At 73.1% G+C, this 26,606-nt stretch carries 29 protein-coding genes; 9 read left to right on the top strand and 20 right to left on the bottom strand.

Translation table 11 applies throughout. The features are described 5' to 3' along the window. Positions 1 to 70 precede the first annotated feature (70 nt). A complete protein-coding gene (locus QRT03_RS21410; protein WP_286055080.1) occupies positions 71 to 784 on the top strand; it encodes an NHL repeat-containing protein in 714 nt (237 codons plus the stop codon). Positions 785 to 816: 32 nt separating this feature from the next. On the opposite strand, the gene QRT03_RS21405 is transcribed toward QRT03_RS21410, so the two are convergent. Next, positions 817 to 1,395 carry a TetR/AcrR family transcriptional regulator gene (locus QRT03_RS21405; RefSeq protein WP_286055079.1) on the bottom strand — a complete coding sequence of 193 codons (579 nt, stop codon included), beginning with the start codon at positions 1,393 to 1,395 and terminating at the stop codon, positions 817 to 819. Between the two features lie 50 nt (positions 1,396 to 1,445). On the opposite strand from QRT03_RS21405, the gene QRT03_RS21400 reads away from it, so the two are divergent. Continuing rightward, positions 1,446 to 2,396: a zinc-binding dehydrogenase gene (locus QRT03_RS21400; protein ID WP_286055078.1), complete on the top strand. Its 951-nt coding sequence runs from the start codon at positions 1,446 to 1,448 to the stop codon at positions 2,394 to 2,396. On the opposite strand, the gene QRT03_RS21395 is transcribed toward QRT03_RS21400, so the two are convergent. Beyond that, positions 2,393 to 2,878, bottom strand: a complete 486-nt coding sequence (locus QRT03_RS21395) for a MarR family winged helix-turn-helix transcriptional regulator (protein ID WP_286055077.1) — start codon at positions 2,876 to 2,878, stop codon at positions 2,393 to 2,395. The genes QRT03_RS21400 and QRT03_RS21395 overlap by 4 nt on opposite strands. 92 nt (positions 2,879 to 2,970) lie before the next feature. Between QRT03_RS21395 and QRT03_RS21390 the strand changes: the two genes are divergently transcribed. Then, positions 2,971 to 3,606, top strand: coding sequence for an FMN-dependent NADH-azoreductase (locus QRT03_RS21390; protein WP_286055076.1), 636 nt, complete (start codon positions 2,971 to 2,973; stop codon positions 3,604 to 3,606). A 47-nt stretch (positions 3,607 to 3,653) separates the two neighbouring features. Here QRT03_RS21390 and icmF read toward each other — a convergent pair whose 3' ends face one another. Further along, positions 3,654 to 6,887 carry a fused isobutyryl-CoA mutase/GTPase IcmF gene (gene icmF / locus QRT03_RS21385; RefSeq protein ID WP_286055075.1) on the bottom strand — a complete coding sequence of 1,078 codons (3,234 nt, stop codon included), beginning with the start codon at positions 6,885 to 6,887 and terminating at the stop codon, positions 3,654 to 3,656. Between the two features lie 66 nt (positions 6,888 to 6,953). After that, on the bottom strand, positions 6,954 to 7,505 hold the full coding sequence (locus QRT03_RS21380; RefSeq protein WP_286055074.1) for an NUDIX hydrolase: 552 nt from the start codon (positions 7,503 to 7,505) through the stop codon (positions 6,954 to 6,956). 189 nt (positions 7,506 to 7,694) lie between these two features. On the opposite strand from QRT03_RS21380, the gene QRT03_RS21375 reads away from it, so the two are divergent. Next, positions 7,695 to 7,850: a hypothetical protein gene (locus tag QRT03_RS21375; protein ID WP_018333901.1), complete on the top strand. Its 156-nt coding sequence runs from the start codon at positions 7,695 to 7,697 to the stop codon at positions 7,848 to 7,850. 147 nt (positions 7,851 to 7,997) lie between these two features. Beyond that, on the top strand, positions 7,998 to 8,522 hold the full coding sequence (locus QRT03_RS21370) for a hypothetical protein (protein WP_286055073.1): 525 nt from the start codon (positions 7,998 to 8,000) through the stop codon (positions 8,520 to 8,522). On the opposite strand, the gene QRT03_RS21365 is transcribed toward QRT03_RS21370, so the two are convergent. The 8 genes from QRT03_RS21365 to QRT03_RS21330 all read right to left on the bottom strand — a co-directional run bounded on the left by QRT03_RS21365 (position 8,485) and on the right by QRT03_RS21330 (position 16,519). After that, complete coding sequence (locus tag QRT03_RS21365; protein WP_345783274.1) at positions 8,485 to 10,350, bottom strand: glycoside hydrolase family 15 protein; 1,866 nt, start codon at positions 10,348 to 10,350, stop codon at positions 8,485 to 8,487. The two genes, QRT03_RS21370 and QRT03_RS21365, sit on opposite strands and share 38 nt — an antisense overlap. 8 nt (positions 10,351 to 10,358) lie before the next feature. Next, positions 10,359 to 10,973, bottom strand: coding sequence for a hypothetical protein (locus QRT03_RS21360; protein ID WP_286055072.1), 615 nt, complete (start codon positions 10,971 to 10,973; stop codon positions 10,359 to 10,361). Next, the gene (locus QRT03_RS21355; RefSeq protein ID WP_286055071.1) at positions 10,970 to 11,497 is read right to left on the bottom strand and encodes a hypothetical protein; all 528 of its coding nucleotides are present in this window, start codon (positions 11,495 to 11,497) and stop codon (positions 10,970 to 10,972) included. The genes QRT03_RS21360 and QRT03_RS21355 overlap by 4 nt, the downstream gene beginning before the upstream one ends. A 62-nt stretch (positions 11,498 to 11,559) precedes the next feature. Then, positions 11,560 to 12,600: an NAD(P)H-dependent flavin oxidoreductase gene (locus QRT03_RS21350; RefSeq protein ID WP_286055070.1), complete on the bottom strand. Its 1,041-nt coding sequence runs from the start codon at positions 12,598 to 12,600 to the stop codon at positions 11,560 to 11,562. Between the two features lie 64 nt (positions 12,601 to 12,664). Further along, entirely contained in the window at positions 12,665 to 13,183 is a 519-nt protein-coding gene (locus QRT03_RS21345; protein ID WP_286055069.1) for a 2'-5' RNA ligase family protein, read from the bottom strand. Between the two features lie 70 nt (positions 13,184 to 13,253). Continuing rightward, positions 13,254 to 14,204: a pseudouridine synthase gene (locus tag QRT03_RS21340; RefSeq protein ID WP_286055068.1), complete on the bottom strand. Its 951-nt coding sequence runs from the start codon at positions 14,202 to 14,204 to the stop codon at positions 13,254 to 13,256. Positions 14,205 to 14,321: 117 nt separating this feature from the next. Then, entirely contained in the window at positions 14,322 to 15,521 is a 1,200-nt protein-coding gene (locus tag QRT03_RS21335) for an acyl-CoA dehydrogenase family protein (protein ID WP_286055067.1), read from the bottom strand. Positions 15,522 to 15,571: 50 nt separating this feature from the next. After that, positions 15,572 to 16,519 (bottom strand): SDR family oxidoreductase, encoded by a 948-nt coding sequence (locus QRT03_RS21330; RefSeq protein ID WP_286055066.1) that lies wholly within the window; start codon positions 16,517 to 16,519, stop codon positions 15,572 to 15,574. A 190-nt stretch (positions 16,520 to 16,709) separates the two neighbouring features. Between QRT03_RS21330 and QRT03_RS21325 the strand changes: the two genes are divergently transcribed. Further along, the gene (locus QRT03_RS21325) at positions 16,710 to 17,729 is read left to right on the top strand and encodes a maleylacetate reductase (RefSeq protein ID WP_286055065.1); all 1,020 of its coding nucleotides are present in this window, start codon (positions 16,710 to 16,712) and stop codon (positions 17,727 to 17,729) included. Here the strand turns inward: QRT03_RS21325 and QRT03_RS21320 are convergent. The 4 genes from QRT03_RS21320 to QRT03_RS21305 form a co-directional block, all read right to left on the bottom strand. Further along, the gene (locus tag QRT03_RS21320) at positions 17,726 to 18,871 is read right to left on the bottom strand and encodes a cobalamin-independent methionine synthase II family protein (protein WP_286055064.1); all 1,146 of its coding nucleotides are present in this window, start codon (positions 18,869 to 18,871) and stop codon (positions 17,726 to 17,728) included. The two genes, QRT03_RS21325 and QRT03_RS21320, sit on opposite strands and share 4 nt — an antisense overlap. Positions 18,872 to 18,995: 124 nt before the next feature. Beyond that, entirely contained in the window at positions 18,996 to 19,910 is a 915-nt protein-coding gene (locus QRT03_RS21315; protein ID WP_286055063.1) for a 3-hydroxyacyl-CoA dehydrogenase NAD-binding domain-containing protein, read from the bottom strand. Continuing rightward, positions 19,907 to 20,788, bottom strand: coding sequence for a beta-keto acid cleavage family enzyme (locus QRT03_RS21310; RefSeq protein WP_286055403.1), 882 nt, complete (start codon positions 20,786 to 20,788; stop codon positions 19,907 to 19,909). The genes QRT03_RS21315 and QRT03_RS21310 overlap by 4 nt, the downstream gene beginning before the upstream one ends. 5 nt (positions 20,789 to 20,793) lie before the next feature. Continuing rightward, positions 20,794 to 21,624 (bottom strand): TetR/AcrR family transcriptional regulator, encoded by an 831-nt coding sequence (locus tag QRT03_RS21305; protein WP_286055062.1) that lies wholly within the window; start codon positions 21,622 to 21,624, stop codon positions 20,794 to 20,796. A gap of 132 nt (positions 21,625 to 21,756) precedes the next feature. On the opposite strand from QRT03_RS21305, the gene QRT03_RS21300 reads away from it, so the two are divergent. From QRT03_RS21300 to QRT03_RS21290, 3 genes are read left to right on the top strand one after another with little or no spacing between them, the layout of a single operon-like run. Continuing rightward, complete coding sequence (locus tag QRT03_RS21300; RefSeq protein ID WP_286055061.1) at positions 21,757 to 21,996, top strand: SH3-like domain-containing protein; 240 nt, start codon at positions 21,757 to 21,759, stop codon at positions 21,994 to 21,996. Next, positions 21,993 to 22,262, top strand: coding sequence for an SH3-like domain-containing protein (locus tag QRT03_RS21295; RefSeq protein WP_286055060.1), 270 nt, complete (start codon positions 21,993 to 21,995; stop codon positions 22,260 to 22,262). Before QRT03_RS21300 ends, QRT03_RS21295 begins: the two co-directional genes overlap by 4 nt. Continuing rightward, positions 22,259 to 22,870, top strand: a complete 612-nt coding sequence (locus QRT03_RS21290; RefSeq protein ID WP_286055059.1) for a nitrile hydratase subunit alpha — start codon at positions 22,259 to 22,261, stop codon at positions 22,868 to 22,870. Before QRT03_RS21295 ends, QRT03_RS21290 begins: the two co-directional genes overlap by 4 nt. Positions 22,871 to 22,888: 18 nt before the next feature. Here the strand turns inward: QRT03_RS21290 and QRT03_RS21285 are convergent, their stop codons facing one another. From QRT03_RS21285 to QRT03_RS21270, 4 genes are read right to left on the bottom strand one after another with little or no spacing between them, the layout of a single operon-like run. Next, positions 22,889 to 23,704 (bottom strand): IclR family transcriptional regulator, encoded by an 816-nt coding sequence (locus QRT03_RS21285; protein ID WP_286055058.1) that lies wholly within the window; start codon positions 23,702 to 23,704, stop codon positions 22,889 to 22,891. Between the two features lie 3 nt (positions 23,705 to 23,707). After that, positions 23,708 to 24,727 carry a histidine phosphatase family protein gene (locus QRT03_RS21280; protein WP_286055057.1) on the bottom strand — a complete coding sequence of 340 codons (1,020 nt, stop codon included), beginning with the start codon at positions 24,725 to 24,727 and terminating at the stop codon, positions 23,708 to 23,710. Next, a complete protein-coding gene (locus QRT03_RS21275; RefSeq protein ID WP_286055056.1) occupies positions 24,727 to 25,671 on the bottom strand; it encodes a catechol 2,3-dioxygenase in 945 nt (314 codons plus the stop codon). The genes QRT03_RS21280 and QRT03_RS21275 overlap by 1 nt, the downstream gene beginning before the upstream one ends. A gap of 11 nt (positions 25,672 to 25,682) precedes the next feature. Beyond that, positions 25,683 to 26,597: a catechol 2,3-dioxygenase gene (locus QRT03_RS21270; protein ID WP_286055055.1), complete on the bottom strand. Its 915-nt coding sequence runs from the start codon at positions 26,595 to 26,597 to the stop codon at positions 25,683 to 25,685. Between the last annotated feature and the right edge of the window lie 9 nt (positions 26,598 to 26,606).

The following is a 26,606-nucleotide window of genomic DNA, read 5'->3' as shown; positions in this document are numbered from 1 at the left end:
GGCCTTCACCGGCGGTCTCGTCGCGCTCGAGCCCGACGGGTCCCGACGACAGGTCCTCCCGCCCGGGCTCGTGGGGCCGTTCGGCCTGGCGTCGGTCGGTGGCCGGCTGCTCGCGGCCGACCACCACACGCTGGCCACGCTGGTCGACGGCGGGGTGCACGCGGCCGAGGTCGGCGTGCACGGGCTGCGCGGGCTCGCCGTCGTCGCGGACGAGCTGGCGACGACCACCGAGTCCGGGGAGGCCGTCGTCGGCACTCCGGACGGTGCCTGGCGTCGCGTCGCCTCCGGCCTCGACCGGCCGAGCGGGGTGCTGGCCGCGTGCGGCGAGCTGCTGGTGGCGGAGTCGGGCGCGGGCCGGGTCGTCCGGATCGGCCGGGCGGCGGAGGTCGACCCGGTCGTCTCGGACCTGGACGGGCCGGCGGACCTCGCCGAGGCCGACGGCGAGGTGTGGGTCAGCGACTCCGCACGGGGTCAGGTGGTGCGCCTGCACGACGGCGCGGTGGTCGCCGCCGGCCTGGCCCGACCCGAGGGGCTGGTGGCGCACGCCGGTGCGCTGTTCGTCGTGGAGGCCGCGGCGGGCCGGCTCACGCGCGTGGACCCGCGCTCCCGGTCGAGCACCCCCGTCGTCGGGAACCTGCCGTTGGCGTCGCTGCCCCCGCACGCGGTCGAGACCTCGACGATCGCGCAGCGCCCGGCGCCGTACGCGGGGCTGACGGAGCACGACGGCGACCTCGTGGTGGGCCTGACCGGCACCGGAGGTGCGCTCCGCGCTCGTGTGCACTGATCCGCGCCCAGGTGCACCGCACACTCCGGAACTCACGCGACGGTCGCGTGCAGGCCACCGATCAGCAGGTCGGCCAGCCGCCGTGCCGCGGCCGGCCGCGCGGATTCGGGCATGACGTCGAGCCCGCGGGTCGCCGTCAGGGTGAGGACGAGGTCCTGCGGGACGAAGTCACGGCGCAGCTCACCCTCGGCCTGCGCCCGCCGGGCCAGACCCGCGACCGCGTCCAGCGCGGCCCGGCGTTCGGCGCGGAGGTCGACGGCGTGCGGGAAGGTGGCCAGGAAGGCCTCGGTGAACCCGAGGTTGCGGGCGTGCAGCACGGTGAGCCGCTCGATGACGGTGCACAGCCCGCGCCACGCGGACGGGTCCGCGAGCCCGTCGTCGACGACCGCGCGGCACGCCGCCATCTCGGCGGCGAAGGCCTCGGTGGCCAGGTCCTGCTTCGTCGGGAAGTGGCGGTAGAGCGTGGCCGGACCGACACCGGCCTCGCGGGCGATCTCGCGCATCGGGACGTCCAGCCCGTCCCGGGCGAAGAGGACCCGCGCGGCCGCGAGCAGCCGGGACCGGTTCTCCACGGCGTCCGCGCGGCGCACCCGAGTCACTTCCTCGTCCACCGCTCTCACCTTAGTCAAACGGACGCCCCCGTCCGTTAACGTCCGGCCGCGTGCAGGCCATCGAGATCCAGACGTTCGGACCGCCCGAGGGACTCGTCCTGGTGGACCGTCCCGACCCCGCGCCGGCCACGGGCCAGGTGCTGGTGACGCCGGAGGCGATCGGGGTGGGCGGCGTCGACGCGGTGATCCGCCGCGGCACCCTCGGGGGCTACGGCTTCACGACCGGATTCGTGCCCGGGGCCGAGGTCGCGGGCACGGTGGGCGCCGTCGGTGACGGGGTCGACCCGTCATGGGTGGGACGGCGGGTGTGGGCGTTCACGGGGACCGGTGGGGCCTACGCGGAGCAGGCGGTCGCGGACGTGGCGGACGTCGTCCCGTTGCCCGACGGTCTGGGCGGCGTGGACGCCGTCGCGCTCGGCAGCTCCGGGCCGGTCGCCCACTTCGCCCTGGCGCAGGCCCACCTGGCGGCGGCGGAGTCGGTGCTGATCCGAGGGGCCGCCGGCAGCATCGGGATCGCGGCCGTGCAGCTGGCGCGGGCCGCGGGAGCCGGGACGATCGCCGTCACGACCTCCTCGCCCGAGCGCGGCCGGCGCCTCCGGGAGCTCGGCGCGACCGAGGTCCTCGACCGCTCGGGCGACGGTGCGACCGAGCTCGACGTGCTTCTCGACGTCGCGGCGGGACCCGACCTGGCGTCGTGGTTCGACCGGCTCGCTCCGAACGGCCGGATGGTGGTCGTCGGGGTGGTGGCGGGCATGCCGCCGGCCGACTTCGGCGCCGGTCTGCTCGCGAACTTCCGGCGTTCCCTGACCTTCGGCACCTTCTCCGCGGACACGATCCCGCGCGCGGACCGGAACGCCGTCACGGCGGCGCAGTTCGCCGCCGTCGTCCGGGGCGACCTGAGCGCCGTCGTCCACGACGTGCTCCCGCTCGCCGACGCCGCCGTGGCGCACCGCCGCATGGACGCCGGCGAGGTGTTCGGCCGGATCGTGCTCGTCCCCTAGGTCTCCTCGCAGGCCGTGAGGTCCGCGGCGACCTGGCAGGCGGAGGCCTGGTCCGGGTCGACCGCGGCGAGGCGGGCGAGGAGTTCGCGCAGGACGTCCTGCTCCTCGGGACGCAGCGGGGCGAGCAGGTGCTCCTCGGCGTCGCGCAGCCGGCGCTCGAGGTCACAGAGTCGGGCCCCGCCCGCCTCGGTGATCTCCACCCGGCGGGCGCGGCGGTCCGCGGGGTCGGGACGGCGCTCGATCAGGCCGGCGGCCTGGATCTCGTCGAGCAGGTAGGTCATGACGGTGCGGTCGACGCCGAGCTTGCGCGCGAGGGCCAGCTGCGAGGCCGGTTCCCCGCGGGCGACGGCGGCCAGCACCTGGTAGCCCCGGGGGCCGCCCGGGAGCCCGCCCATCACCGTCTGCGCGGTCCGCAGGTGGGCGCGTGCCACCCGGCCCAGGGCCCAGCCCAGGTCCGACTCCACCTGCCGCGGCGTGCTCACCGTCTCAGGATAGGCGGTTGCGCAGGGAATCGGTGCGACAGATAGTCTGTTCGACAGAACATCTGACGTGCCGCACACCAGGAGATCGAGTCATGAGCCTGCTCCGCATCGACAGCAGCATCCGCACGCAGGGGTCGGTGAGCCGCGAGGTGCTCGACAGCCTCGAACGCTCCTACGTCGAGTCCCACCCCGGTACCGGAGTGGTCCGCCGCGACCTCGGCCGCGAGCCGATCCCGGCCGGGACCTGGGCGGCGGCCACCGCCGCCGGGATGACCCCGGAGGACCAGCGCACCGACGAGCAGCGGGACGCCCTCGCGACGGCCGCGGCCCTCGCCGACGAGCTCCTCGCCGCCTCCTCGGTCGTCATCGGGTCGCCGCTCTACAACTTCGGCATCGCCGCGCACCTCAAGAGCTGGGTCGACCTGCTCATCACCGACCCGCGCTTCGCGCCCGGCAGCAGCCCGCTGGCCGGCACCGAGGTCGTCCTCGTGGTGAGCCGGGGCGGTGGCTACGGCCCGGGGACGCCCCGCGAGGGCTGGGACCACGGCACCGGCTGGATCACCCGGATCCTCGCCGACGTCTGGGGCGCCGACGTCCACGTCGTCGAGGCCGAGCTGACCCTGGCCGACGTCGTGCCGGCCATGGCCGAGCTGCGCCCGCTGGCCGCACAGAACCGGGCCGAGGCCCACGAGGCGGCGGCGAAGATCGGCGGTGGGCTTCGCAGGTGAGCACTTCTTGTCGCTATGGCGACAAGAAGTGCTCACCTGAGCTTCGCTCACATACTGCGCCGGTACTGCCCGCCCACCTCGAAGAACGCGTCGGTGAGCTGGCCCAGCGAGCACACCCGGGCGGCGTTCATCAGCTCGGTGAACACGTTCTCGCCGTTGGTCGCCGCGTCCTGCAGGCGACGGATCGCCTCGGCGGACTCGGTCTGGTGGCGGGCCTGGAAGTCGTCGAGCCGCTGGAGCTGCGAGGTCTTCTCCTCCTCGGTCGCCCGGGAGAGCTCCAGCTCCGGCGCCTCCTGCTCGGCGTCGGCAGGCGGCAGGAAGGTGTTCACGCCGACGATCGGCAGCGAGCCGTCGTGCTTGCGGCCCTCGTAGAGCATCGACTCGTCCTGGATCTTGCCGCGCTGGTAGCCGGTCTCCATCGCGCCCAGCACGCCGCCCCGCTCGGCGATCCGGTCGAACTCGGTGAGCACGGCCTCCTCGACGAGGTCGGTGAGCTCCTCGATCACGAACGAGCCCTGCAGCGGGTTCTCGTTCAGCGAGAGCCCCCACTCGCGGTTGATGATCAGCTGGATCGCGAGCGCCCGGCGCACCGACTCCTGCGACGGGGTCGTCACGGCCTCGTCGTAGGCGTTGGTGTGCAGCGAGTTCGCGTTGTCGTAGAGCGCGCAGAGCGCCTGCAGCGTCGTGCGGATGTCGTTGAACTGCATCTCCTGCGCGTGCAGGGACCGGCCCGACGTCTGGACGTGGTACTTGAGCTTCTGCGAGCGCTCGTTCGCGCCGTAGCGCTCGCGCATCGCGACGGCCCAGATGCGCCGGGCGACGCGGCCGATCACCGAGTACTCGGCGTCCATGCCGTTGGAGAAGAAGAACGACAGGTTCGGCGCGAAGTCGTCGATGTCCATGCCGCGCGCGAGGTAGGACTCGACGTAGGTGAAGCCGTTCGCCAGCGTGAAGGCGAGCTGCGAGATGGGGTTCGCCCCGGCCTCGGCGATGTGATAGCCGGAGATCGACACCGAGTAGAAGTTGCGCACCTTGTGCGCGATGAACCACTCCTGGATGTCGGCCATCATCCGCAGCGAGAACTCGGTCGAGAAGATGCAGGTGTTCTGGCCCTGGTCCTCCTTGAGGATGTCGGCCTGCACCGTGCCGCGGACGTTCGCCACCGCATGGGCGACGAGCTCCGCGCGCTTCTCCTCCGAGGGCTCCTCGCCGTGCTCGGAGCGGTAGGTGTCGACGACCTGGTCGATCGCGGTGTTGAGGAAGAACGCCAGCACCGTGGGGGCCGGCCCGTTGATCGTCATCGACACCGACGTCGTGGGCGAGGTCAGGTCGAACCCGGAGTAGAGCACCTTCATGTCGTCGAGCGTCGCGATCGACACTCCGGACGTGCCCACCTTGCCGTAGACGTCCGGGGGAGTGGCCGGGTCGCGGCCGTAGAGCGTGACGGAGTCGAACGCCGTCGACAGGCGCTTGGCCGGCGAGTCCTCGGAGAGGTAGTGGAACCGCCGGTTGGTGCGGAACGCGTCGCCCTCGCCGGCGAACATGCGGGCGGGGTCCTCGCCCTCGCGCTTGAACGCGAACACGCCCGCGGTGAACGGGAAGTGCCCGGGGAGGTTCTCGGCGCGCAGGAAGCGCAGCACCTCGGCCTCGTCGGTGAACCGGGGCAGCGACACCCGGTTGACCTTCGAGCCGGACAGCGTCTCCCGGGTGAGCTGCGTGCGCAGCTCCTTGTCCCGGACGTGGACGACGAGCTCGTCGCCGGAGTAGTCCTCCTTCGTCCGCTCCCAGCCGTCGATCAGGTCGGCGGCCTCGGCGGGCAGCGCGCGCTCGGCCTCGGAGAGGACCGCGGGCAGCTCGCCGGCGTCCCGGTCGCCGAGGGCCTCGGCGGCCTGGCGCAGCGCGGAGCGCCGCCGGGCGGCGGCGACCATCGCGTCGGTGTCCTCGTGGTAGCTCCGGACGGTGCCCGCGACGTCGGCCAGGTAGCGCTCGCGGTCGGCCGGGATGGCCGAGCCGGCGAACGTCGAGACCGCGGTGTCCGGGATCTCCAGGTGTCCCGCACCCTCCGCCAGGCCCTTCTCGGAGAGCAGCGCGACGAGCTTCCCGTAGAGCGCGGTGACGCCCTCGTCGTGGAAGGTCGCGGCGGAGGTGCCGTAGACCGGCATGTCCTCCCAGCTCGCGCCCCACTCGTCGCGGTTGCGCACGATCTGGCGCGCCACGTCCCGCCGCGCGTCGTCGCCGCCGCGCCGCTCGAACTTGTTGATCGCGACGACGTCGGCGAAGTCCAGCATGTCGATCTTCTCGAGCTGCGACGCCGCCCCGAACTCCGGGGTCATGACGTACAGCGACACGTCGGCGTACTCGACGATGCCGGCGTCGCCCTGGCCGATGCCGGGGGTCTCCACGATCACCAGGTCGGCGCCCGAGGCCCGCAGGACCGCGATGACGTCGGCCAGGCGTTCCGGCAGCGCCGTCCCGGAGCCGCGGTTGGCCAGCGACCGGAAGGCGACCGGCCCGCCGAGGGCGTTCATCCGGATCCGGTCGCCGAGCAGTGCCCCGCCGCCCCGGCGCCGGGTCGGGTCGACGGCGAGCACCGAGACCTTGAGCTTGTCCTCGCGGTCCATGCGCGAGCGGCGGACGAGCTCGTCGGTCAGCGACGACTTGCCCGACCCGCCGGTGCCGGTGATCCCGAGGACCGGCACGTGGCGGTCGCCGTTCGCGGCCTCGACGCGCTCGCGGACGTCGTCGGGCAGGACGCCGGCCTCGGCCATCGTCACCGCCCGCGCGACGACCGCGCGCTCCCCGGTGAACAACCCGTCCCACGACGACGGCGCCACGGCGGACAGGTCCTCGTCGCACTCCCGGATGATCGTGTTGATCATCCCGGGCAGGCCCAGCTGCTGGCCGTCCTGCGGCGAGAAGATCCGCGCGACGCCGTGGGCGTGCAGCTGGTCGATCTCGCGCTGGACGATCACCCCGCCGCCTCCGCCGTACACCCGGACGTGCCCGGCGCCGCGCTCGCGCAGCAGGTCGACCAGGTACGAGAAGTACTCGACGTGCCCGCCCTGGTAGGAGGAGATCGCCACCGCGTGGGCGTCCTCCTCGACGGCCGCCGAGACGACGTCGTCGACCGAGCGGTCGTGCCCGAGGTGGATCACCTCCGCACCCTGGCGCTGCAGGATGCGGCGCATGATGTTGATCGCCGCGTCGTGCCCGTCGAACAGGCTGGCCGCGGTCACCACGCGGATCGGGTTGCTCGGTACGTGCAGCTCGGACTCGGCCATGTGCGGATCGTCCTCGGTCGTCGACGGGGGTGCAGAGCAGTACGCCCGCCACTTTAGTAGGACGTCCTAGTAATTGCGACGGGGTCGTGACGCATCCGTCTCCGCGACGTACTGGAGCAGCCCGACCAGCGTCCCGGAGCCGAGCAGGTCCCCCGCGGCGGCGAGCCGCACCACGTCGTCCACCGCCACCCACTGCGCGCGGCCGGGTTCGTGCCGGTCGAGGGGTTCGTCGGTGGGTTCGGCGTCGGTCCAGAGGTGGACGTGCACGCGCGTCACGACGCCGCCGGGCAGCGGCTCGAACGCGATCAGCGGCCGTCCCTCGCCGACCGGGCGCCAGCCGGTCTCCTCCGCCGCCTCGCGCGCGGCCGCGACCCCGGGGTCCTCCCCGTCGTCGACGCCGCCGCCGGGCAGCTCCCAGCCGTACCGGTTCACCGGGTACCGGTAGGTCCGCAGCATGAGCACGTGCTCGTCCCGCACCACCAGGGCCACCCCCACGCTCGGCAGGTGCACCACCGGGTAGTCGAACCGGTCGCCCTCGGGCGCGGTCACGTCGTGGAGATCGACGCGGATCGACGCGTCGTCGGCGTCCGCCGCGGCGGTCGTCCGCGCCCCCCACACGGTCGTCACCTCGTGGGTGGCCCACGAGTCATCGGGAGTCACATCGGCCTCGGCTGTCTCACGCCGCGACGGAAGGTCAACTTCACCGTCACCCGACGCGGTGAAATGTCGACCTTGTGTGTGCCTCACGTGACGCTCGGGTACTTCGCAGGTCCCGGCCGACCGGCCGGACCTACACGAGGGAGTGTCATGATCATCCTCGGCATCATTCTGCTGATCGTCGGGTACATCGTCCCGATCTCGGTGCTGACCTACATCGGGTGGATCCTGGTGGTCGTCGGCCTGATCCTCACCATCCTGGGCGCCGTCGGACGGGGTGTGGGCGGCCGCAAGACCTTCTTCTAGATCCGGGCGCGGGGGCACCCGGATCGACGACGCGAACGCCCGTTCCCGGCGAGGGGGACGGGCGAGCGCGTCGCTGTCCGTAGTCTCCTGTGGCGATTATCGCCAGCTTGCTTCTCTTTCCGTGTACGCAGCGTCATTGTCGTCGTCATGACGATTCCCGCGTACTCCGGCCGCCACTCCACCTTCGACGCGACCACGGTCCTGCCCGCCGCCGCACTCCATGCCCAGGTCCCGCCCGCCGGTGCTCCGCCGGGCCGGCGCCCGGGCACCGTCGACGCCGTCTTCTTCGTCGCGGTCGCCCAGGCCGTCGCGGCCCTCGCCGGCGCCGCCGTGTTCGCCCTGATCCTCCTCGCGGTGTCGACCCACCCGCCGGAGGGCGCGATCGCCGCGGCGGTCGTCCTCGGCGGCACGGCGCTCGCGGACGCCGGGTGGCTCCTGCTGGCGTGGCGGGTCCGGGCCGGCGGTCGCGGGGCGCGCGTCGTCCTCGCGGTGCTCGCCGCGGTCGGCCTGCTGATCGCCCTGGTGTTCAGCCTCGTCGGGTGGACGGTGCTGGTGCCGCTGCTCGGGGTCGCGCTCAACGCCGCCGTCCTGGTGCTGCTGTTCGCGCCCGCGTCGAACGCGTGGTTCCGCGTCCTCAGCCCAGCGCCCGGTCCAGGTTCACCGCGGCGCTGATCAGGCCCAGGTGCGTGAGCGCCTGCGGGAAGTTGCCCAGCTGCTCACCCGAGGCGGAGAGCTCCTCGGCGAACAGGCCGACGTGGTTGGCGTAGGTGAACGCCTTCTCCAGCACGTTGCGGGCCGCCCCGAGGCGTCCCGCCCGGGTGAGCGCCTCCACGTACCAGAACGAGCACAGGTTGAAGGTGCCCTCCTCGTCGTCGAGGCCGTCGGACCCGTCGGGCCGGTAGCGCTGCACGAGGGAGTCGACGACGAGGTCGCTCTCGATCCGGGTGAGCGTGGACAGGAACCGCGGATCGGTCGGCCCGGAGAACTTGACCAGCGGCAGGATGAGCAGACCGGCCTCGACGTCGTCGCTGCCGGGGTGCTGCGTGTAGGTGCCGAGGTCGTCGCGCCAGCAGTCCCGCTGGACCTCCTCGTAGGCCTCGGCCGCCGCCTTCTCCCAGGCCTCGACCGGCGCGGGCAGGCCGCGTTGCCGCGCGAGGCGCAGCGCCCGCTCGAACGCCACCCACACCATCACCCGTGAATAGGTGTGGAACTGCGGCTCACCGCGGGACTCCCAGAGCCCCTGGTCGGGCAGGTGGCGGTTGCGGTCGAGCCAGTCCAGCGAGCTGCGGACCCGCGTCCAGAGGTCGTAGGAGATCGGGGTCTCCTTGTTGGCGATGTAGACCGAGTCCATCACCTCGCCGTAGGTGTCGAGCTGGCGCTGCGCACCCGCGGCGTTGCCGATCCGTACCGGCTTCGATCCCCGGTAGCCCGACAGGTGGGACAGCTCCACCTCGTCCGGCGGCGGGGCACCGTGCACGGTGTAGACCGGCAGCAGGCCGGACTCGTCGTCGGCCTCGGCCATCCGCTGCTCGAGCCACGACAGGAAGGCCCGGCCCTCCTCGACGAAGCCCAGGCGCATCAGCGCGTAGGACGTGAACGCCGCGTCGCGCAGCCACGCGTAGCGGTAGTCCCAGTTGCGCTCGCCGCCGATCTGCTCGGGCAGACCCGCCGTCGGTGCCGCGATGAGGGCTCCGGTCGGGTCGTGGACCATCAGCTTCAGCAGCAGCGCCGAGCGGTGGACCATCTCGCGCCAGCGCCCGGAGTAGTTCGACCGGGCGAGCCACCGCTGCCAGTAGGTCAGCACGGCGTCCCGGCGCCGGTCCGCCTCGTGCTCTCCCAGTGGGGCGACCTCGCCGCGCGACGGCGGCCCGTCGTGCCAGGTCAGGAGGAAGTCGGCGGCCTCGCCGGCGCCGAGGTCGATCTCGGCGACGACGGCGGGCCCGGTCGCGCCGGAATCCTCGGCGACCCGCAGCTCTGCCGAGGTCCGTAGGAGCAGCGCCCCGCTCCCGTCGTCGGGGACGAAGACCGCCCCGACCCCCTCGACGAGTTCCACGGAGTGCCGCACCCGCGCCCAGTCGAAGGCGGGCGCGCAGCGCACGGTGAAGCTCTGCCGGCCGCGGACCACCCGGACCGTCCGGACCAGCGGGCGCGTCCCGCCGTCGTCGTCCGGGTCCATCAGGTCGACGACCTCGGCGACCGACGTGGCGTCGAGGAACCGCGTCATGAGGACGTTGGAGTCGGGCAGGTAGAGCTGCTTGGTGCGGGTGCCGGAGCCCGGGCGGACGGTGAAGGCGCTGCGCCCGCTCTCCGGGCCCTCCTCGGTGAGCAGCGCCGAGAACACCGCGGGCGAATCGAAGTCGGGCAGGCACGCGAAGTCGATGCTGCCGTCGGTGCCCACCAGGACGACCGTCCGCAGGTCACCGATCACGCCGTGGTCCTCGATCGCCAGCATGATCGTGAGGTACCCCGTGCGGGCCGTCCCGATCGGGACGGCCCCCACGGGTCCGCTCAGCGCTGCTCGCGGGCGGCGTCGGCCGCCTCGGCCGTGCCGAGGGCCTCCGCCTTGCGCGCGGCGGCAGCCCGCTCGGCCTCGACCGCCTCGGTCTCCGCCTGCACACGGGTCTTCCTGGCCTCGCGGGCGTGCTCGTCCGCGACCTCCTGAGCCTTCTGCTCCTCGCGCTGCGCCGCCTTCTTGCGCTCCTGCTCGCGCTCGCGGGCCTGCTGCTCGCGTTCCTTCTTCTGCGCCTCGAGCTTCTCGTGCTGCGCGCGCTCCTGCTCGCGGGCCTGCTCGCGGGCCTTGCGGTCGTTCTCGCGGCGCTGCTCCAGGCGCTGGTCGGCGACGTCACGACGGGCGTCCGCGGCCTCGTCGCGCTCCGCGGCCTCCGCGCGCTGCTGCACCCGGGCGTCCTTGACCTCGCCCTGCCGGGCGAGCTCGGGGTCGCCCAGCAGCGAGCCGAGCACCTGGCGCACGCCGGCCTCCAGGCCGTCGATGGCGAGCGTCGGGCCGAACTCCGGGTTCCGGCCGTTGCCGGTGACCTGGGCCAGCAGGCCCACGGGCAGCCGGGCCACGCCGAAGCCCAGCGAGATCACGGGGCCGGCCACCGCCGACACGGGGTTGCTCATCGGTCCTCCTCGACCTGCTCGACCTGCTCCAACGTCCGCGCGGACGACCGCGCCTGCTCGGCCCGGACCTCCTCGTCGCGGACGCGGCGCTCCGCCTCGCCGCGCTCGCGCACGGCCTCGACCTCGTCGCGGTGGGTCTGCTGCTCCTGCGCCCGCGTCGCCTGCGAGACCGTCTGCTGCCGCCGGGCGGTCTCGGCCTGCGCGCGCTCCTCCTCGGCCTGCCGTTGCGCCTCGGCCCGCTCCTCGCGCTCCTCGCGGGCGTCCTCGGCGGCCAGGCGCTCGCGCTCGACCCGCAGCTCCTCGGCGCGCGCCTCGGCCTCGGCCTCCTCGCGCTTCTGCTGCGCCACCTGCTCGGCGTGCTGCGCCTCCTTGGCCCGGTCGGCGTGCTCGGACTGCAGCTCGCCCTCGGCGCGCAGCGCGTCGTTGCCCGTCACGCTCCCGGCCGCCTTCTTGACGGCGCCCGCGAGGCGCTGGCCCGCGCGCTCGGTCTTGGTGGTGTCGCTCGGATCGGCACCCTCGGACATGGGTCCTCCTTCCCACTCAGCGCGCCGCTGGTACCCGATCCACCGGCGTGGGAAGCGCCCGGTCAGACCAGGCCGCGCACCACCTCGGAGGCAGGCCCCTCGGCCGCGCGCCGGAAATGCACGCCCGCCCACAGGTGCAGTCGGGTCGCGTCGCCCGCCTTCGCCGCCGCCGTGCGGATCGGCCGGGTCAGGTAGTGCAGCTCGGGGTACGCGGCGGGCGCGGACGGCCCGTGCTCGACGGCGAAGCGGTTCGTCAGCGCACGGGCGGCGCGACCGGTGAAGGCCCGGGTGACCGTGGTGCCGGAGAACGTGGGGTCGCCGAGGGCGTCGCGGTGGGTGGCCGAGGTGCCGGCCTCGTCGGTCCGCAGGAAGGCGGTCCCGAGCTGGACCTGCGTCGCCCCGGCGTCGAGAGCCCGCCGGACGCCGGCGCGGTCCGCCACCCCGCCCGCGGCGATCATCGGCAGCGACGTCCGTGGCCGGATCGCGACGAGCAGGTCGAGGGTGTCGTCGTCGTTCGGCTCGTCGACCACGCGGTGCGTGCCGCGGTGACCGCCGGCGTCGGTGCCCTGCACCACCAGGCCGTCGAGGCCCAGCCGCTCGGCGTCGCGCGCCTCCTCGGGGCTCGTGACGGTCGCGACCAGGCGTGCGCCGGTGGCCCGCAGGGCGGCGAGGCGGTCGGGATCCGGGAGGCCGAAAGTGAGGCTGATCGTGTCCGGCGGGTCGGCCGCGAGCACCCGGAGCTTGGCGTCCAGCCCGGGCCCGTCGTCGGGATCGTCGGCGGGGTGGGGATCGCCGAGGTCGACCCGCACCGCCTCCGCCTCCGGCACGAGCCGCCGCCCGTACGCGATCACGGCCTCTTCCCGACGGCGGGTGCGGCCGCTCGGGTCGGGCAGGAACAGGTTCACGCCGAACGGCCCGTCGGTGCGTTGCCGCAGCTCGGCCATCCGGGCGGCGAGTTCGTCCGCGGTGAGGTAGCCCGCGGCGAGGTAGCCGTACCCGCCGGCCGCGGTGACGGCGGCGACCAGGGCCGGGGTCGAGGGGCCGCCCGCCATGGGCGCGGCGACGATCGGCAGGCGGGGGCCCGCGGGGTCGGCCGGATTCACCGGGAGCCGCCGCCTTCTGGAGCGAACGGCACTCTCGCAGCGTCCAGGGGTGCGAACGGCCCGATCACTCCGACGACGCCGGACCGCCGAACCGGTACTCGCCCGCCGCCTCCCACGGGCCGCCACGGTAGTGCCACAGGGCGAGCGCCTCGACGTGGGTGTCGTAGGGGACGTGCGTCTCCCGGACGGTCTCGAGCGTGCGCCGCGCCTCGTCGGGCGTGACCTTGTTCTGGATCGTCACGTGCGGGCGCCACCGCCGGGCGTCCTGGTCGGTGAGGTCGGCCTCGAACCGCCGTGCGATCGCGCCGCGCAGCCCCTCGAGCGCCGACGACTGCAGCCGCAACCCCACCCCGCGCCCGAGCTTGAACGGCTCGCCCACGTGGAGGGCCGGCCCCGGGCGCTCGACGAGCTCGCCGAGGAGGGCCGCCACCTCGTCGATCCGCTCGCCGGGGAGCGCGTGGAAGAGCGTGATGTGCGCGCCGACGTGCAGGCGGTCGGCGGGGAACCACCGGCGCCGCTGCGCGTCGAGGTCGGCCTGCGCGTCCGGGGCGAGGACGGCGGAGACGATCAGCGGGTCGGTCACGGCGTCGGCGTACCCGCTGCGGGCGCGAGAGCTACGTGACGCAGGTTCCGGGGCCTGCGTGGTGTCGACCTCACGGCCCGGCCGCCCATCCCGCCGGGTCGTCCCACGCCTGCAGCCGTCGACGCGAGTGGACCGTGACCGGCTCGTCGGTGCGCGGATCCGGCCACGACAGCGTTCGTGCGAGCAGCTGCAGCGGCGCGCGGAAGTCGTCCAACCCGACGTCACGAACCCGCGGGTAGAAGGTGTCGCCGAGGATCGGGACGCCGAGCGAGCAGAGGTGCAGCCGCAGCTGGTGGGTCCGGCCGGTGTGCGGGGTGAGGCGGTAGCGGGCGATCGCGCCGAGCGCCGGGTCGTCGCGGTACTCGAGCACCTCCACGAGCGTCTCGGCGTTCGGCTCCCCGTCGACCTCCCGCGCCGTGACGATCCCGCGCTCCTTGACGATCCGGGACCGGACGACCTGCGGCGTCCCGAGGTCCGGCCGGTACGGCGCGATCGCCTCGTAGGTCTTCGACACCCGCCGGTCGCGGAACAGGTTCTGGTAGGTGCCGCGGTCCTCGCGCGCGATCACGAACAGGACCACGCCCGCCGTCGGGCGGTCGAGTCGGTGGGCGGGGGAGAGGTCGGGCAACCCGTGCTCGTCCCGCAGCCGGACGAGCGCGGTCTCCCGGACGTGCCGGCCGCGCGGGATCGTCGCCAGGAAGTGCGGCTTGTCGGCGACGAGCACCCGGTCCTCGCGGAAGGCGACCTCGACCGCGAACGGCACCGGGGCCTCGTCAGGAAGGTCGCGGTGGAACCACACCGAGCCGCCACTGACGTAGGGCGCGTCGATCGGCAGCGGGCCGTGCTGATCGTGGAAACGACCGGCCGCGAACATGGCGTCCACCTGCGCCGGCGACAGCGGGACTCGACCCACCACGTGGTCGCGCACCGTCGCCCACTCGTCCGACACCGGCAACCGCATCCGGGCCGGGTCGAGCCCGAAGCGGGGCGGCAGGGACGGCGGGGGACGCACGCACCCCATTCTGAGCGAAGGGCCCCTCCACTCGATCTACCCGCCCGTGGGCGCCCACCGCCACGGCGGCCCCGGACTGGCGATGGGCGCCCACGGCCCGTCTATCCGAACGATGGTGCCCTTCGCTCAGTCGGCCAGCAGCGCGTCCGACACGATCTTGCGCTGGATCTCCGACGTGCCCTCGAAGATCGTGGTGAGCCGGGCGTCCCGCCAGTACCGCTCGGCCGAGTACTCCGTGGTGTAGCCGTTGCCGCCGAAGATCTGGAGCGCCTGCGACGTCACGCGCTCCGCGGTCTCGGAGGCGACGAGCTTGGCCTGCGAGGTCTCGACGTCGGCCGCGACGCCGGAGTCCACCAGCCACGCCGCGTGCAGGTAGAGCTGGCGGGCGGCCTCGGCCTCGGACGCCAGGTCGGCCAGGGCGTGCCGGATCACCTGCTGGTCACCGATCGGGTGCCCGAACTGGACCCGCTGCTTCACGTAGGCGATCGCGTCCTCGACCGCCCCGCGCGCGAGCCCCACCGCCCGCGCCGCCGTCTGCACCCGCGCCGGCCCGAGCCAGCGCAGCGACTCCTTGAACCCCTGACCCTCGTCCTGACCGGTGTCCTGCAGCGCGTCGACCGGCACCCGGAGCCCGTCGAGCGTCAGCTCCCACGTCGTCAGCCCGTAGTAGCCGATCTTGTCGATCGGCGTGCCCGAGACGCCGTCGGGGAACGACCCGCGCGCCTTCTCCACCAGGAACAGCTCCAGCCCGTCCGACCGGCCGTGCCCCTCGCGCGGCTCCCGCGTGCGGGCGAGCAGGTGCAGGAAGTCGGCCCGCTTCGCGTGGCCGACCCAGCGCTTGGTCCCGCTGATCACCCACTCGTCACCGTCGCGCTCGGCCGAACACCCGACGTTCGCCAGGTCCGACCCGGCGGACGGCTCCGAGAACGCGATCCCGCCGATCCACTCGCCGCGCGCCGACCGCGCCAGTAGGTCCGGCCGGCCCGCACACCCGGTGCCGTTGCCGCGGGCGATGATGCTCGCGACGCTCATCCACCCGCGCGCCAGCTCCTCGCAGATCAGCGCGTACTCGAGGACGCCGAGCCCGAGCCCGCCGTGCTCGCGGTCGATCATGATCCCGAAATAGTCGAGCTCGGCGAGCCGCGCCAGCAGTTCGTCGGGGATCTCGCCGCGCTGCGGGTCGAGCTCGTCCGCGACCGGGAGCACCTCCTCCATCGCGAAGCGGCGTGCGGTCGCTTGGAGTTCGAGACGCTCCGGGGTGAGGTACACACTCGCCGCGGGCGCGAGCGTCTCGACGTCGGCGAGGTTCTTCCGGCTCCAGGTCACGAGGTCCTCATTCCCGACGACGGGCCCTGCCGCACCTCTGCGGGCGCGCGTCACGGCACGTGCGGGGTGATCCCGTCGGCGGCGAGCCGGTCGAAGACGGCGGCGAACGCGTCGAGGGTGCGCACGTACCCGGTGAACCCGGCGAGGCGGGAGCGCGACATGTCGGTGAGGCACTCGATGTCGCGGCCCAGGTCGCCGTCGGTGTGCCAGAAGGAGGCGACCCGGCCGAGGTCGGTCTCGCGGAGACCCTCGCGCTCGGCGATCCGCGCCCACACGTCGTCCATCCCCGCGGTCTGCTCCTCGAGCGGGCGTACGGTCCCGTCGAACCCCTCGGGCTTCACCCCGAGCAGCTCGGCGAGTCGCGGCCACATCCACCGCCAGCGGAAGACGTCGCCGTTCACGACGTTGTGCGCCTGGTCGTGCGCCGACGGCGACCCCGTCGCCCAGATCATGTGCTCCGCGGCCTGCCCGGCGTCGGTCATGTCGGTGAGCCCCTCCCACTGCTGCCGCGAGCCGGGGAAGGTGAACGGCCGGCCGGTCTCGCGGCAGAGCGCGGCGTAGGCGGCCAGGGTCGAGGCGATGTTCATGGCGTTGCCGACCGCGTACCCAACGACGGTGTGCGCCCGGTGCACGGTCCACGAGAACCGGTGCTCGCGGGCGGCCGCGAACAGCTCGTCCTCCTGCGCGTAGTAGAAGTTCGGCGCGTCGAGACGAGGCTCGGTCTCGACGAACGGGGTCTCCGGCAACGTCCCCTCGCCGTACGCCTCGAACGGCCCGAGGTAGTGCTTGAGCCCGGTCATCAGCGCGACGTGCTGCACGGTGCCCTCGGCGCCGGCGGCCGCGAGGACGTCGCGGACCATCCCGCCGTTGACCCGGATGTTCTCCTCCTCGGAGTCCTGGCGCGCCCAGGCGGTGAGGAAGACCGAGGTCGGACGCGTGCCCGCGATCGCGTCGCGGAGGGCATCGGCGTCGGTGAGGTCGGCGTGCAGGCCCTCCACCTCCGCGACCGGCGACGAGCTGCGTCGGGACAGGCCGAGGACGTGACCCCGCGGACGGAGAGCCGCTCGGCGAGGGCGTGGCCCGCGATACCGGTGACGCCGACGATCAGGGGACGGGAGAGCGCGTGCATGCCGCGCGGATGCCCGATGCGCTTCGGTTGAACCCTTGACCATTGCGGTAGAAGAGGGCGTGTTCGTCTACACCGCCCAGCCCGCGCGCGTCGTGTTCGGCGCCGGCAGTCTCGACCGGGTCGCCGAGGAGGTCGAGCGCCTTGGCCGGTCCCGGGTGCTGGTCCTCGCGGGTCGCCAGGCGGAGCGGACGGAACGCATCCTGGGCCCGCTCGCCGTCGCGCGCTTCGACGGCGCCGTCATGCACACCCCGGTGGAGGTGACCGAGCGGGCGCTCGCGGTGCTGCGCGAGGCCGGCGCGGACTGCGTCGTGGCCGTCGGCGGCGGGTCGACCACCGGGCTCGCGAAGGCGCTGGCCGTGCGCGCCGGCGTGGACCAGGTGATCGTCCCGACCACCTACTCCGGCTCCGAGGTCACCCCGGTGCTCGGCGAGACGGCGGACGGCGTCAAGACCACACGGACCTCGCCGGACATCCTCCCCGAGACCGTGATCTACGACGTCGACCTCACCCGCTCGCTCCCGCACGAGGTCACCGTCACCAGCGCCGTCAACGCCCTCGCGCACGCGGTCGAGGCGCTGTACTCGCCGCAGGCGAACCCGGTCGTCGACCTGCTCGCGCTCGACGCGGTCCGACGCCTGGCCGTCGGTCTGCGTGGTCCGGGGGACCGGGAGCAGCTCCTGCAGGGGGCGTGGCTGGCGGGGACGTGTCTCGGGTCGGTCGGGATGGCGCTGCACCACAAGCTCTGCCACACCCTGGGCGGCTCGTTCGACCTCCCGCACGCGCCCACCCACACCGTCGTCCTGCCCCACGCGATGGCCTACAACGCTGCGGCCGCTCCGGAAGCGATGCGCCGGATCGCGGACGCGCTCGGCGTCGAGGACGCCCCGCGCGGGGTGTTCGACCTCGTCACGACGGCGGGTGGCCCGACCTCCCTGCGCGAGCTCGGCATGGCCGAGACCGACCTCGACCGCGCGGCCGAGCTCGCCGTCGGGACCCCGTATCCGAACCCGGCCGAGCTGACCCGCGACGGCCTGCGGGCCCTGCTCGGCCGGGCGTGGGCGGGGGAGCGGCCGAACTAGACGCGGTCGGCACCCGCGCGCAGGGCCCGGAACTTCTCCCACACGACCGTCGGGTGCACCTCGGGCTGGTAGCTCGCGCGGGAGGAGAACCCGCAGTCCGCGCCGGCGATGACCTGCTCGCGCCCGACCGCGTCGACGTAGTGCCGCAGCATCTCGGCGACCAGGTCCGGGTGCTCGACGTAGTTCTGGGCGTGCCCGAGCAGGCCGGGGATGAGCAGCGCGTCGCCGAGCTGCTTCCGCAGCGCGCCGTCGGACCAGATCGTCCACTCGTGCATGTGTCGGGGGTTCGCGACCTCGAACGAGTACGCCCCCGCCCGGATCGCCAGCATCGGGCCCGCGACCTCGGCCATCGTGATGTCGTGGACCCGCGGCCCGTGGTTGAGGCCGTAGCAGGTGTGGAGGCGGATCTTCTCGGTCGGGATGTCGCGCAGCGCGTGGTTGACGATCTCGGCGTGCTCGGCGGCGGTGTGCTGCCGCTCCTCGGGCGTCAGCTGCGGGTCGGACAGGATCTCGATCAGCCACGGGTCGTCGATCTGCAGCAGGAACCCGGCGTCGACGATCGCCAGGTACTCCTCGCGCAGCGCCTCGGCGACCGCGGTGTAGTACTCGGTGTCGGTCGCGTAGAACTCGTTGCGGCCGAACCCGCGCGGCGAGGTCGAGGGCAGGAACGCCTCGGTGTGCTCGACACCGACGAGCGCGGCCCGCAGGTTCTCGATGTCGGTGCGCAGCTGGTCCTGGCCGGTGTAGGAGACCGGGCCGACGCAGGCCACCGTCACCATCGGCGCCACGGTCTTCGAGTACTTCCCGAGGTACTGCTCGTAGTACTCCGGGAAGGCGTCGATCTCGAGCTTCCACGACGGCGGGAGCAGCTTCTCCCCGCTCGAGGGGGAGAAGCCGTCGAGCCTGTCCTGGACGTAGGTCGCGAAGCTGACCTTGCCCATCTCGCCGTCGGTGACGACGTCCAGGCCCACCTCGGCCTGGCGCGCCACCACGTCGCGCACCGCCTCGGTCACCTGCTTGGCGAAGCCGGCCTCGTCGTACGGGCGGCCGTGCTCCTTCTCCCGCATCGTGTCCAGCAGCGCCTCCGGACGCGCGAGGCTGCCGACGTGGGTGGTGAGGATCCGCTCTCCGCTGCGCTGCATGTCCGCGACGCTAGGAAGCGCCGGTCGTCGGGGGCAGCGCCGTGTTCGCGGGTCGGGAACACGGCGGATCCCCGGGCAAGATCTCGTTCCGCCGCGCGGAGTGGGGCGAGGACCGAGCGGTCCGCTACCCGGAACCGGATCTTGCTCCCTCGACGGCCCGGCGGATGGCGATGACGGCCCGGTCGCGCTCGGCGACGAGCTCCGCGAACGACCGGTCCGTGGCAGTGCCGTCCACCATCGCGTCGCGCAGCTCCGGGGTCAGCTCCGGCGCCTCGAGCCGGGTCCACGGCGCCTGCAGCGACGGACCGAAGTGGTCGAGCATGTGCGCCATCCCGCCCTCGCCGCCGGCCAGGTGGAACGTCCGGCACGGCCCGTGGACCGGCCAGCGCAGCCCCGGGCCCTCGGTGATCGACGCGTCGATCTGCTCGACGGTGGCGTCCCCGTTCGCGACCATGTGGAGCGCCTCGCGCCACAGCGCCTCCTGCAGCCGGTTCGCGACGAAGCCCGGGACCTCCCGGTCCATCTCGATCACCGACTTGCCGATCGACCGGTAGAACTCCGCCGCGCCCTTCACGACGGCGGGTGCGGTCGCCTCGCCGCCGACCACCTCGACCAGCGGGATCAGGTACGGCGGGTTGAACGGGTGCCCGACGACGAGTCGCGACGGGTCCGCGGCGCGCACGGCCATGTCCGTCATCGGGAAGCCCGAGGTCGACGACGCGACGATCGTGTCCGGGCCGGTCGCAGCGGCCAGGTCGGCGAGCAGCGACCGCTTCAGCTCCAGGTCCTCGGGGGCCGACTCCTGCACGAACTCCGCGTCCCGCGCGGCGGCCTCCAGCGACCCGGCGACGGTCAATCCGCCCCACCCGTCGTCGGGAAGGTCCAACGCGTTCAGCGCGGGCCGGGCCGCCTCGACGATCCGGCGCAGCCGGGCCTCGGCGTCCGGTGCCGGGTCCCACGCGGCGACGTCGTGACCGTGCGCGAGAAAGTAGGCGGCCCACCCGCCGCCGATGACTCCCGCACCGATGCAGGCGATCACCGCTGCAGCCCGAACGTCTCGCGGGCCTCGTCCGGCGTCGCGACGGCGGCGCCCAGCGACTCGATGATCGTCACCGCCCGCTCCACGAGCTGCGCGTTCGTCGCCTTGACCCCGCGCGAGAGGTAGAGGTTGTCCTCGAGCCCGACGCGCGCGTGCCCGCCGAGGAGCACCGACTGCGCGACCCACGGCAGCTGGTCGCGCCCGAGCGCGAAGGAGGTGAACTCGGCGTCGTCGGGGAGGAGGTTGACCATGGCCGCGAGCAGACCCGGGTCGGCCGGCGCCCCGTACGGGACGCCCATGCACAGCTGGAACAGGCCCGGCGCGTCGATCAGGCCCTCCTCGCGCAGGACCGTCGCGAACCAGAGCTGGCCGGTGTCGAAGACCTCCAGTTCCGGCTTCACGCCGAGCTCCTGGAAGCGCTTCGCCCCCTCGCGGAGCATGTCGGTCGTCGAGACGTAGAGGGCCTGGCCGTCGCCGAAGTTGTAGGACCCGCAGTCGAGCGTGCCGATGTCGGGGAGCAGCTCCTCGATGTGCGGCATGCGGTCGTGCTGGCTGACCAGGTCGGTGCCGTCGACCGGCTTGAGCGGGTCCTCGGCGTCGACGACGAGGTCGCCGCCCATGCCCGCCGTGAGGTTGAGGACGACGTCGACGTCCGCGGTCCGGATCAGGCCGGCGGCCTCGCGGTAGAGGGCGACGTCGCGCGACCGGATGCCGGTCTCCGGGTGCCGGACGTGCACGTGGACGACCGCGGCACCGGCCCGGGCCGCCGCGACCGCGTCGTCGGCGATCTGCTGCGGCGTGACCGGGACGTGCGGGCTCTTCGCGGGGGAGTCGGCGGCACCGGTCAGCGCGGCCGTGATCACCACGCGACGGTTCATCGGTCTCATCGGTCGTCCTTCCGGATGGTGTGTGCGACGAACTCGTGGAGGGCGGCGCGCATGTCGGCCGCGGTGGAGACCCCGGTCATCACGCCGACGCCCAGGCCGTCGACCAGCGCGGTGAGCTGGCGGGCGCGCAGGGTCTGGTCGCCGCCGCGGAACACCCCGGCCTCGGCGCCGGCCTCGAGGGTCATCAGCACGGTGCGGAACCAGCGGTCCTGGCCGCGGGCGTAGAGGTCGCGGTGGCGGGACTCGGTGAGGGCCTCGACCCACACCTGCATCCAGATCGACCACTCCGGCTCGAGCACCGGGCCGTCGGGCAGCTGCAGGTCGAGCAGCTTCTCCAGCCGTACGGCCGGGTCGTCGATCGCGGTGAGGGCGGCCGACTGCCGGTCGTGGGCCAGCTCGACGTTGTGCCGCAGCGCCTCGTCGAGCAGGGCGTCCTTGTCGGCGTAGTGGTAGTGCACGCTCGCGCTGCTGGTGCCGGCGGCCTCGGCGACGTCGGCGATGCGCACGCGGTGGTAGCCGCGGGTCGCGATCAGGGTCCACGCGGCGTCGAGGATGCGCTTGCGGGCGTCGTCGGGCTCGCTGCGTGCGGGGATGAGGTCGGACGCGGCCGTCACCGGGGGAGTGCCGTCGGCGTGCAGCAGCCAGGCGAGCTCGGTGCCGGTCGCTGCGGCGATCCGGTCCAGCTCGTCGGCGGTGAACCGGCGCCGCCCGGCGAGCGACTTCGACAGCTTCGTCTCGTCGAGCCCGACCGCCGCCGCGACCCGTCGTCGGGAACCGGCGGCGTCGATGGCCCCTCGCACCCGGTGTCGGACCTCGTCGTCGCTCATCGCGGTCGACGCTACCGGGATCGTTGCCCAGATCGCAAGGACTGGCTGGCGAGTCAACTCGGTCCTTGCGATCGTGAGGGGAAGATGCGAGCGCTCTTGTGGTGCGAGGGTTCCCCTCACGAGACTCCGGGGATGGCGTACGCGAACGACGTCGGTGGGATGCACGGGTTCGGCGACCTGCCCGAGGAGGGGCACGGGTTCGAGTCCGTGTGGGAGGCGCAGATCTTCGCGCTGAACCAGGCGTGCGTGGCCGCGGGCGTCTACACGCTCGACGAGTTCCGACACGTCATGGAGCGGATCCCGCCGAGGGAGTACTACGACATGCCCTACTACGAGCGCTGGCTCACCGCGGTCGAACGGCTCCTGCCGTGAACGTCGGCGACCGGGTGCGGGTGCGCGTCATGAACCCGCCGGGGCACAACCGCGCGCCGTCGTACGTCCGGGGGCGCTGCGGGGTCGTCGTGCGGTCCGTGGGGGACGGACGCTTTCCCGACGAGGCCGCGGCGGTCGGGTCCGACGCGCGCCAGGAGACGATCTGGACCGTGGCCTTCGCCGGCACCGAGCTGTGGGGTCCGGACGCCGGGCCGCGCGACGTCGTGCACGTCGACCTGTTCGAGACGTATCTGGAGGGCGCGTGAGCGGGTCCGGGCACCACCGCAACGGCGAACTGCAGGCGCGGGTGAACGCGCTGCTGGCGCTGGCCGAGGAGCGCGGGATCGTCACGCGCGCCCAGATCGACGAGCGGATCGAGGCACTCGGGTCGTCGGTGTCGCCGCTCAACGGGGCGCTGATGGTGGTGCGGTCGTGGAACGACCCCGCGTACCGCGACCGGCTGCTCTACGACGCCGGAGCGGCCGCCACCGAGCTCGGGATCGCCGGCGGCGGCTACTCCTCGGACATCCACCTGCACGCCGTGGCGAACACCGCCGAGGTGCACAACGTCGTCGTCTGCACCCTGTGCTCCTGCTACCCGCTGGCGTGGCTCGGCCCGCCGCCCGCCTGGTACAAGTCCGAGGCCTACCGCTCGCGGGTGGTGCGCGACCCGCGCGGCGTGCTCGCCGAGTTCGGGACGGTGCTGCCCGACGACGTCGAGGTGCGCGTGTGGGACGCCAGCGCCGAGGCGCGCTACCTCGTCGTCCCGCGGCCGCCCGAGGGTGTGGAGCAGCTGTCCGAGGACGAGCAGCTCGACCTGGTCACCCGGGACTGCCTGATCGGCGTGGCGGTCCCGCGGGTCCCGGTGCACTGACGCGCGAGCCCGGGCCCCCTACGAGCTCGCCCGCTCCAGCGCGACGGTGATCCGGTCCGCGGCCCGGCGCACCCCCTGCACGACGGCGGGTTTGCGCGGCCCGAGCATCCGGGAGGTCGCGCCGACCACGGACACCGCCGCGACGGCACGACGGCGACCCGTGACCCCGGTGAGGATCGGCGCGGCGATCGACGACCAGCCCTGGTCGTACTCGTCGCGGCACGTGGCGTAGCCCTGCTCGCGGGTCTGGACCAGGGTCCGGCGCCACCGCAGCGGGTCGACGACGGTGAACGGGGTGCGCCGCTCCAGGCCGCGCTCCAGGATCGCCGCGGTCAGCGACGGGTCGGACGCCGCGAGGACCCGGCCGATCGACGACGAGTGCGCCGGGTTGCGGTGGTAGTCGGTGCGGAACCGCAGGCCGGCGCCCGCCGTCTCCAGCCGCTCCAGGTACAGCACGTCGGTGCCGACGGCCACCCCGAGCTGCACGGTTTCGCGCACCGTCTCCCGCAGCTCGCCGAGGAACGGCATCGCGACCTCGCGCAGCAGCAGCCGGTCCACGGCGAGCTGCCCGTACTCGAACAGCCGGAGGCCGAGCCGGTAGCGCCCCGACCCGGCCTTCTCCAGCAGCCCGCCGGCGGCCAGCGCCGCGAGCATGCGGCAGGCCGTGGACTTGGCGATCCCCAGCCGCGCGGCGACCTTCGTCGCGCCGAGCTCGGGTTCGGCGGTGAAGCAGTCGAGCACCGCGACCGCGGTGGACACCGACCGCAACGGCGAGTCCTCCGGCCCGTCGGAGGCGTCCTCGGGCAGCACGGCAGAGAACGGCAGCACCGTCATTCCTCACGCCTCCCAGTTCGGGAACTCGTCGGGCGGAGGCACGTTCACCTCGGTGACCCGATTCCGGTAGGAGACGAACGCGGTGCGCCCGCCCTCGCGCATCTTGACCCGGATCTCCTCGGTGTTGAGGGGTTCGCCGGGGTCGTAGCCGTGCGCCCACGTCGCGAACGCGCGCATCGGGCCGGAGTGCGTCGCGGCGAGGATCCGCTGGTGTCCGGGCTGTTCGGACATCAGCCGGTGGAAGCCCCGCCAGAACCGCCGCACGCACATCGCCGGCGGCTCGAAGTACATCATCGGGATCGTGAGCCACTCCTGGATCGGGTCCGCCCCGCCCAGCTGGGTCCGGTAGAACCGGTCGATCTCGACGAGCCACCGCGGCCGGTCCCCGACCGCGAGCCGCTCCAGCGTCTCGTTCGTCGCCTGGTACTGCCGGAACGCCGAGGTGACGTCGCGCAGCCCGTCCGGGGTCCAGACGCCGAAGTTCCGCAGCTCCGGGATCGGTTCCTTGTCGGTGATCTCCGCGTCGATGCCCCACATCGACAGGCCGTCCTTGGCGCCGCGGAAGAGCTGGTCCGCGGTCTGGCGGGCGCGGTTGGTGTCCGCGCACACGAGCAGCACCCGGTCGCCGTCCGACCAGCGCCGCGCGAGCTCGTGGCCGCGCCGGTGCGCCTGCCAGGCGCCCATCGGGGTCAGCCCGGCGTCCGTCGAGTACCCCTGGGTGATCCCGTGCCGGATGATCGAGATCTCGCAGACGATCTTCTCGGTCGCCCGGCGCTCCATCGGCGCGGCGATCTCCTTGCCGCGGCTGGCCTCGGCCAGGGCGGGCGTGAAGCGCTCGCCGTCGTAGGAGACCGACGTCTCCGTTCCCGACGATTCCGTGGTCCGTTCCCGGAACCGGCGCAGGTAGAGCGGGGTCCCGTCGTCGGCGGAGGTCTCCTGGCCCGCGGCCTGCCGGCGGGACCGGTACTTCGAGAGGTAGTCCGGCGTCTCGTAGCGGTCCACCGACCGCGGGTCGCGGGCCATCAGGAGTGCACCGTGAAGAAGCGCTCGTTGACCTGTCGGTGGTAGTAGAAGATCGCCCGGCCCATCTCCTCCTCGGTCCAGGTGATCGGCTCGAAGTCCGGGTCCACCCAGTAGCCGCCGGTGAACAGCTCGTTGCGGTTGCCGGCCGGGTCGAAGAAGTAGGTGGTGTATCCGCGGGTGACGCCGTGCCGCGTGGGGGCCACGTCGATCGGGACCCCGTGGTACGCGAGCGTGTCGGCGGCGTCGCGGATGCCGTTCCAGTCGTCCATCCAGAACGCGAAGTGGTGCAGCGCGCCGTTCGGGCCGGTGATGACGGCGATGTCGTGCGGGGTGTGCGAGTGCTCCAGGAACGTGGCGAGCTGGTGGCCGTCGTTGGCGAGGATCTGCTCGGTGAGCCGGAACTCCAGCAGCTCGCAGAAGAACGCGGTGAACGTCTCGACGTCCTCGGCCATGACGAAGATGTGGTCCAGCCGCGGCGGCGCGATGCCGACCAGGTCCTGCGGACGGGGCGGCGGGTTCTGCATCGGGAGCATGTTCCCGATGCGCTCGGTGCCGTGGGTGAGTTCCACGAGGTGGCCCGACGGGGCCTCGAACCGGATCGCCTCCCCCCAGCCCGGGCCGAGCTCGCGGGCGGCGAAGCGCTTCACGCCCACCCCGGCCGCCTCGAGCTTCGTCGTGAAGTGGTCGAGGTCCTCGGGGGCGTGCAGCTTGAACGACATGTGGTCCAGGCCGTGCGTCGGCGCGGAGCGCAGGATCACCGAGTGGTGCTCGCGCTCGTCCCAGCACTTGAGGAAGACGCGCTCGGCGCCGTCGCGCTCGTCGCGGGCGGTCTCGATCAGGCCGAGCACCTCGGTGTAATAGGCGGTGGCCAGCTCCAGGTCGGGGACGCGGACCTCGACGTGCTGGAGCCGCAGGATGCGGTCGGAACTGGAACCGTTCGGCATCGCTCGACCCCTCACGTGTGCATGCGCAGGAAGCGCTGGCTGACGACGTTCTCGTAGTAGAAGAGGCCCTTGCCGAAGTTGTCCTCGGTCCAGGTGAGGATCTCGGTGTCGGGGTCGACCCAGTAGCCGCCGGTGAAGACCTCGTTGCGGATCCCGAGCGGGTCGAAGAAGTAGATGGTGTTGCCGCGGGTGACGCCGTGGCGCGTCGGGCCCTGGTCGATCTGCACGCCGTTGTAGGCGAGGGTGTCGGCCGCCTGGCGGATGTGGTCCCAGTCGTCGAGCCAGTAGGCCCAGTGGTGCAGGGCGCCGTTCGGGCCGTTGACGATCGCGATGTCGTGCGGGGAGTTCGTGCGGCCGGCGAGCCAGACGCCGAGCTGGTGACCGTTGCCGTCCAGGACCTGCTCGGTCATCCGCAGCCCGAGCACGTCGATGAAGAACTTCGCGGACTCCGCGACCTCCTCGGCGTTGACGAGCATGTGGTCCATGCGCGGGGGCGCGATCCCGGGCAGGTCCGGCGGCGGGGTGGGCGACGGGTTGCGCTTGCCGAGCAGGTTGCCGGTCTTCTCGATGTCCCAGACCAGCTCCATGACCTGGCCGCTGGGCACCTCGAAGCGCAGCGACTCGCCCTGCCCGACGGCCTCGCCGCGGCTGACCCGCGAGGTCGGGCACCCGTAGGCCTCGACCCGGTTCTCGAAGTCGGCGAGGTCGTCCTCGGCCTCGACGCGGAACGTGAACGAGTCCATCCCGGTGCGCGGGTGGTAGCGCATCCGCAGCGAGTGGTGGTCCTCCTCGTCCCAGCACTTGAGGTAGACCGCGTCGTCGGTCCGCATGACCTGCTGCAGGCCCATGACCTCGGTGTAGTAGGCCGTGGAGAGGTCGAGATCGGGGGTCCGGACGTCGACGTGCGCGAGGCGAAGGATGCCCATGTACACCTC

Origin of the sequence: Actinomycetospora termitidis, assembly GCF_030286555.1 — a bacterium.
GTDB classification, from domain to species: domain Bacteria; phylum Actinomycetota; class Actinomycetes; order Mycobacteriales; family Pseudonocardiaceae; genus Actinomycetospora; species Actinomycetospora termitidis.
Note: the sequence above shows the minus strand (reverse complement) of the source record. Positions and strands in the feature narration are given on the sequence as shown.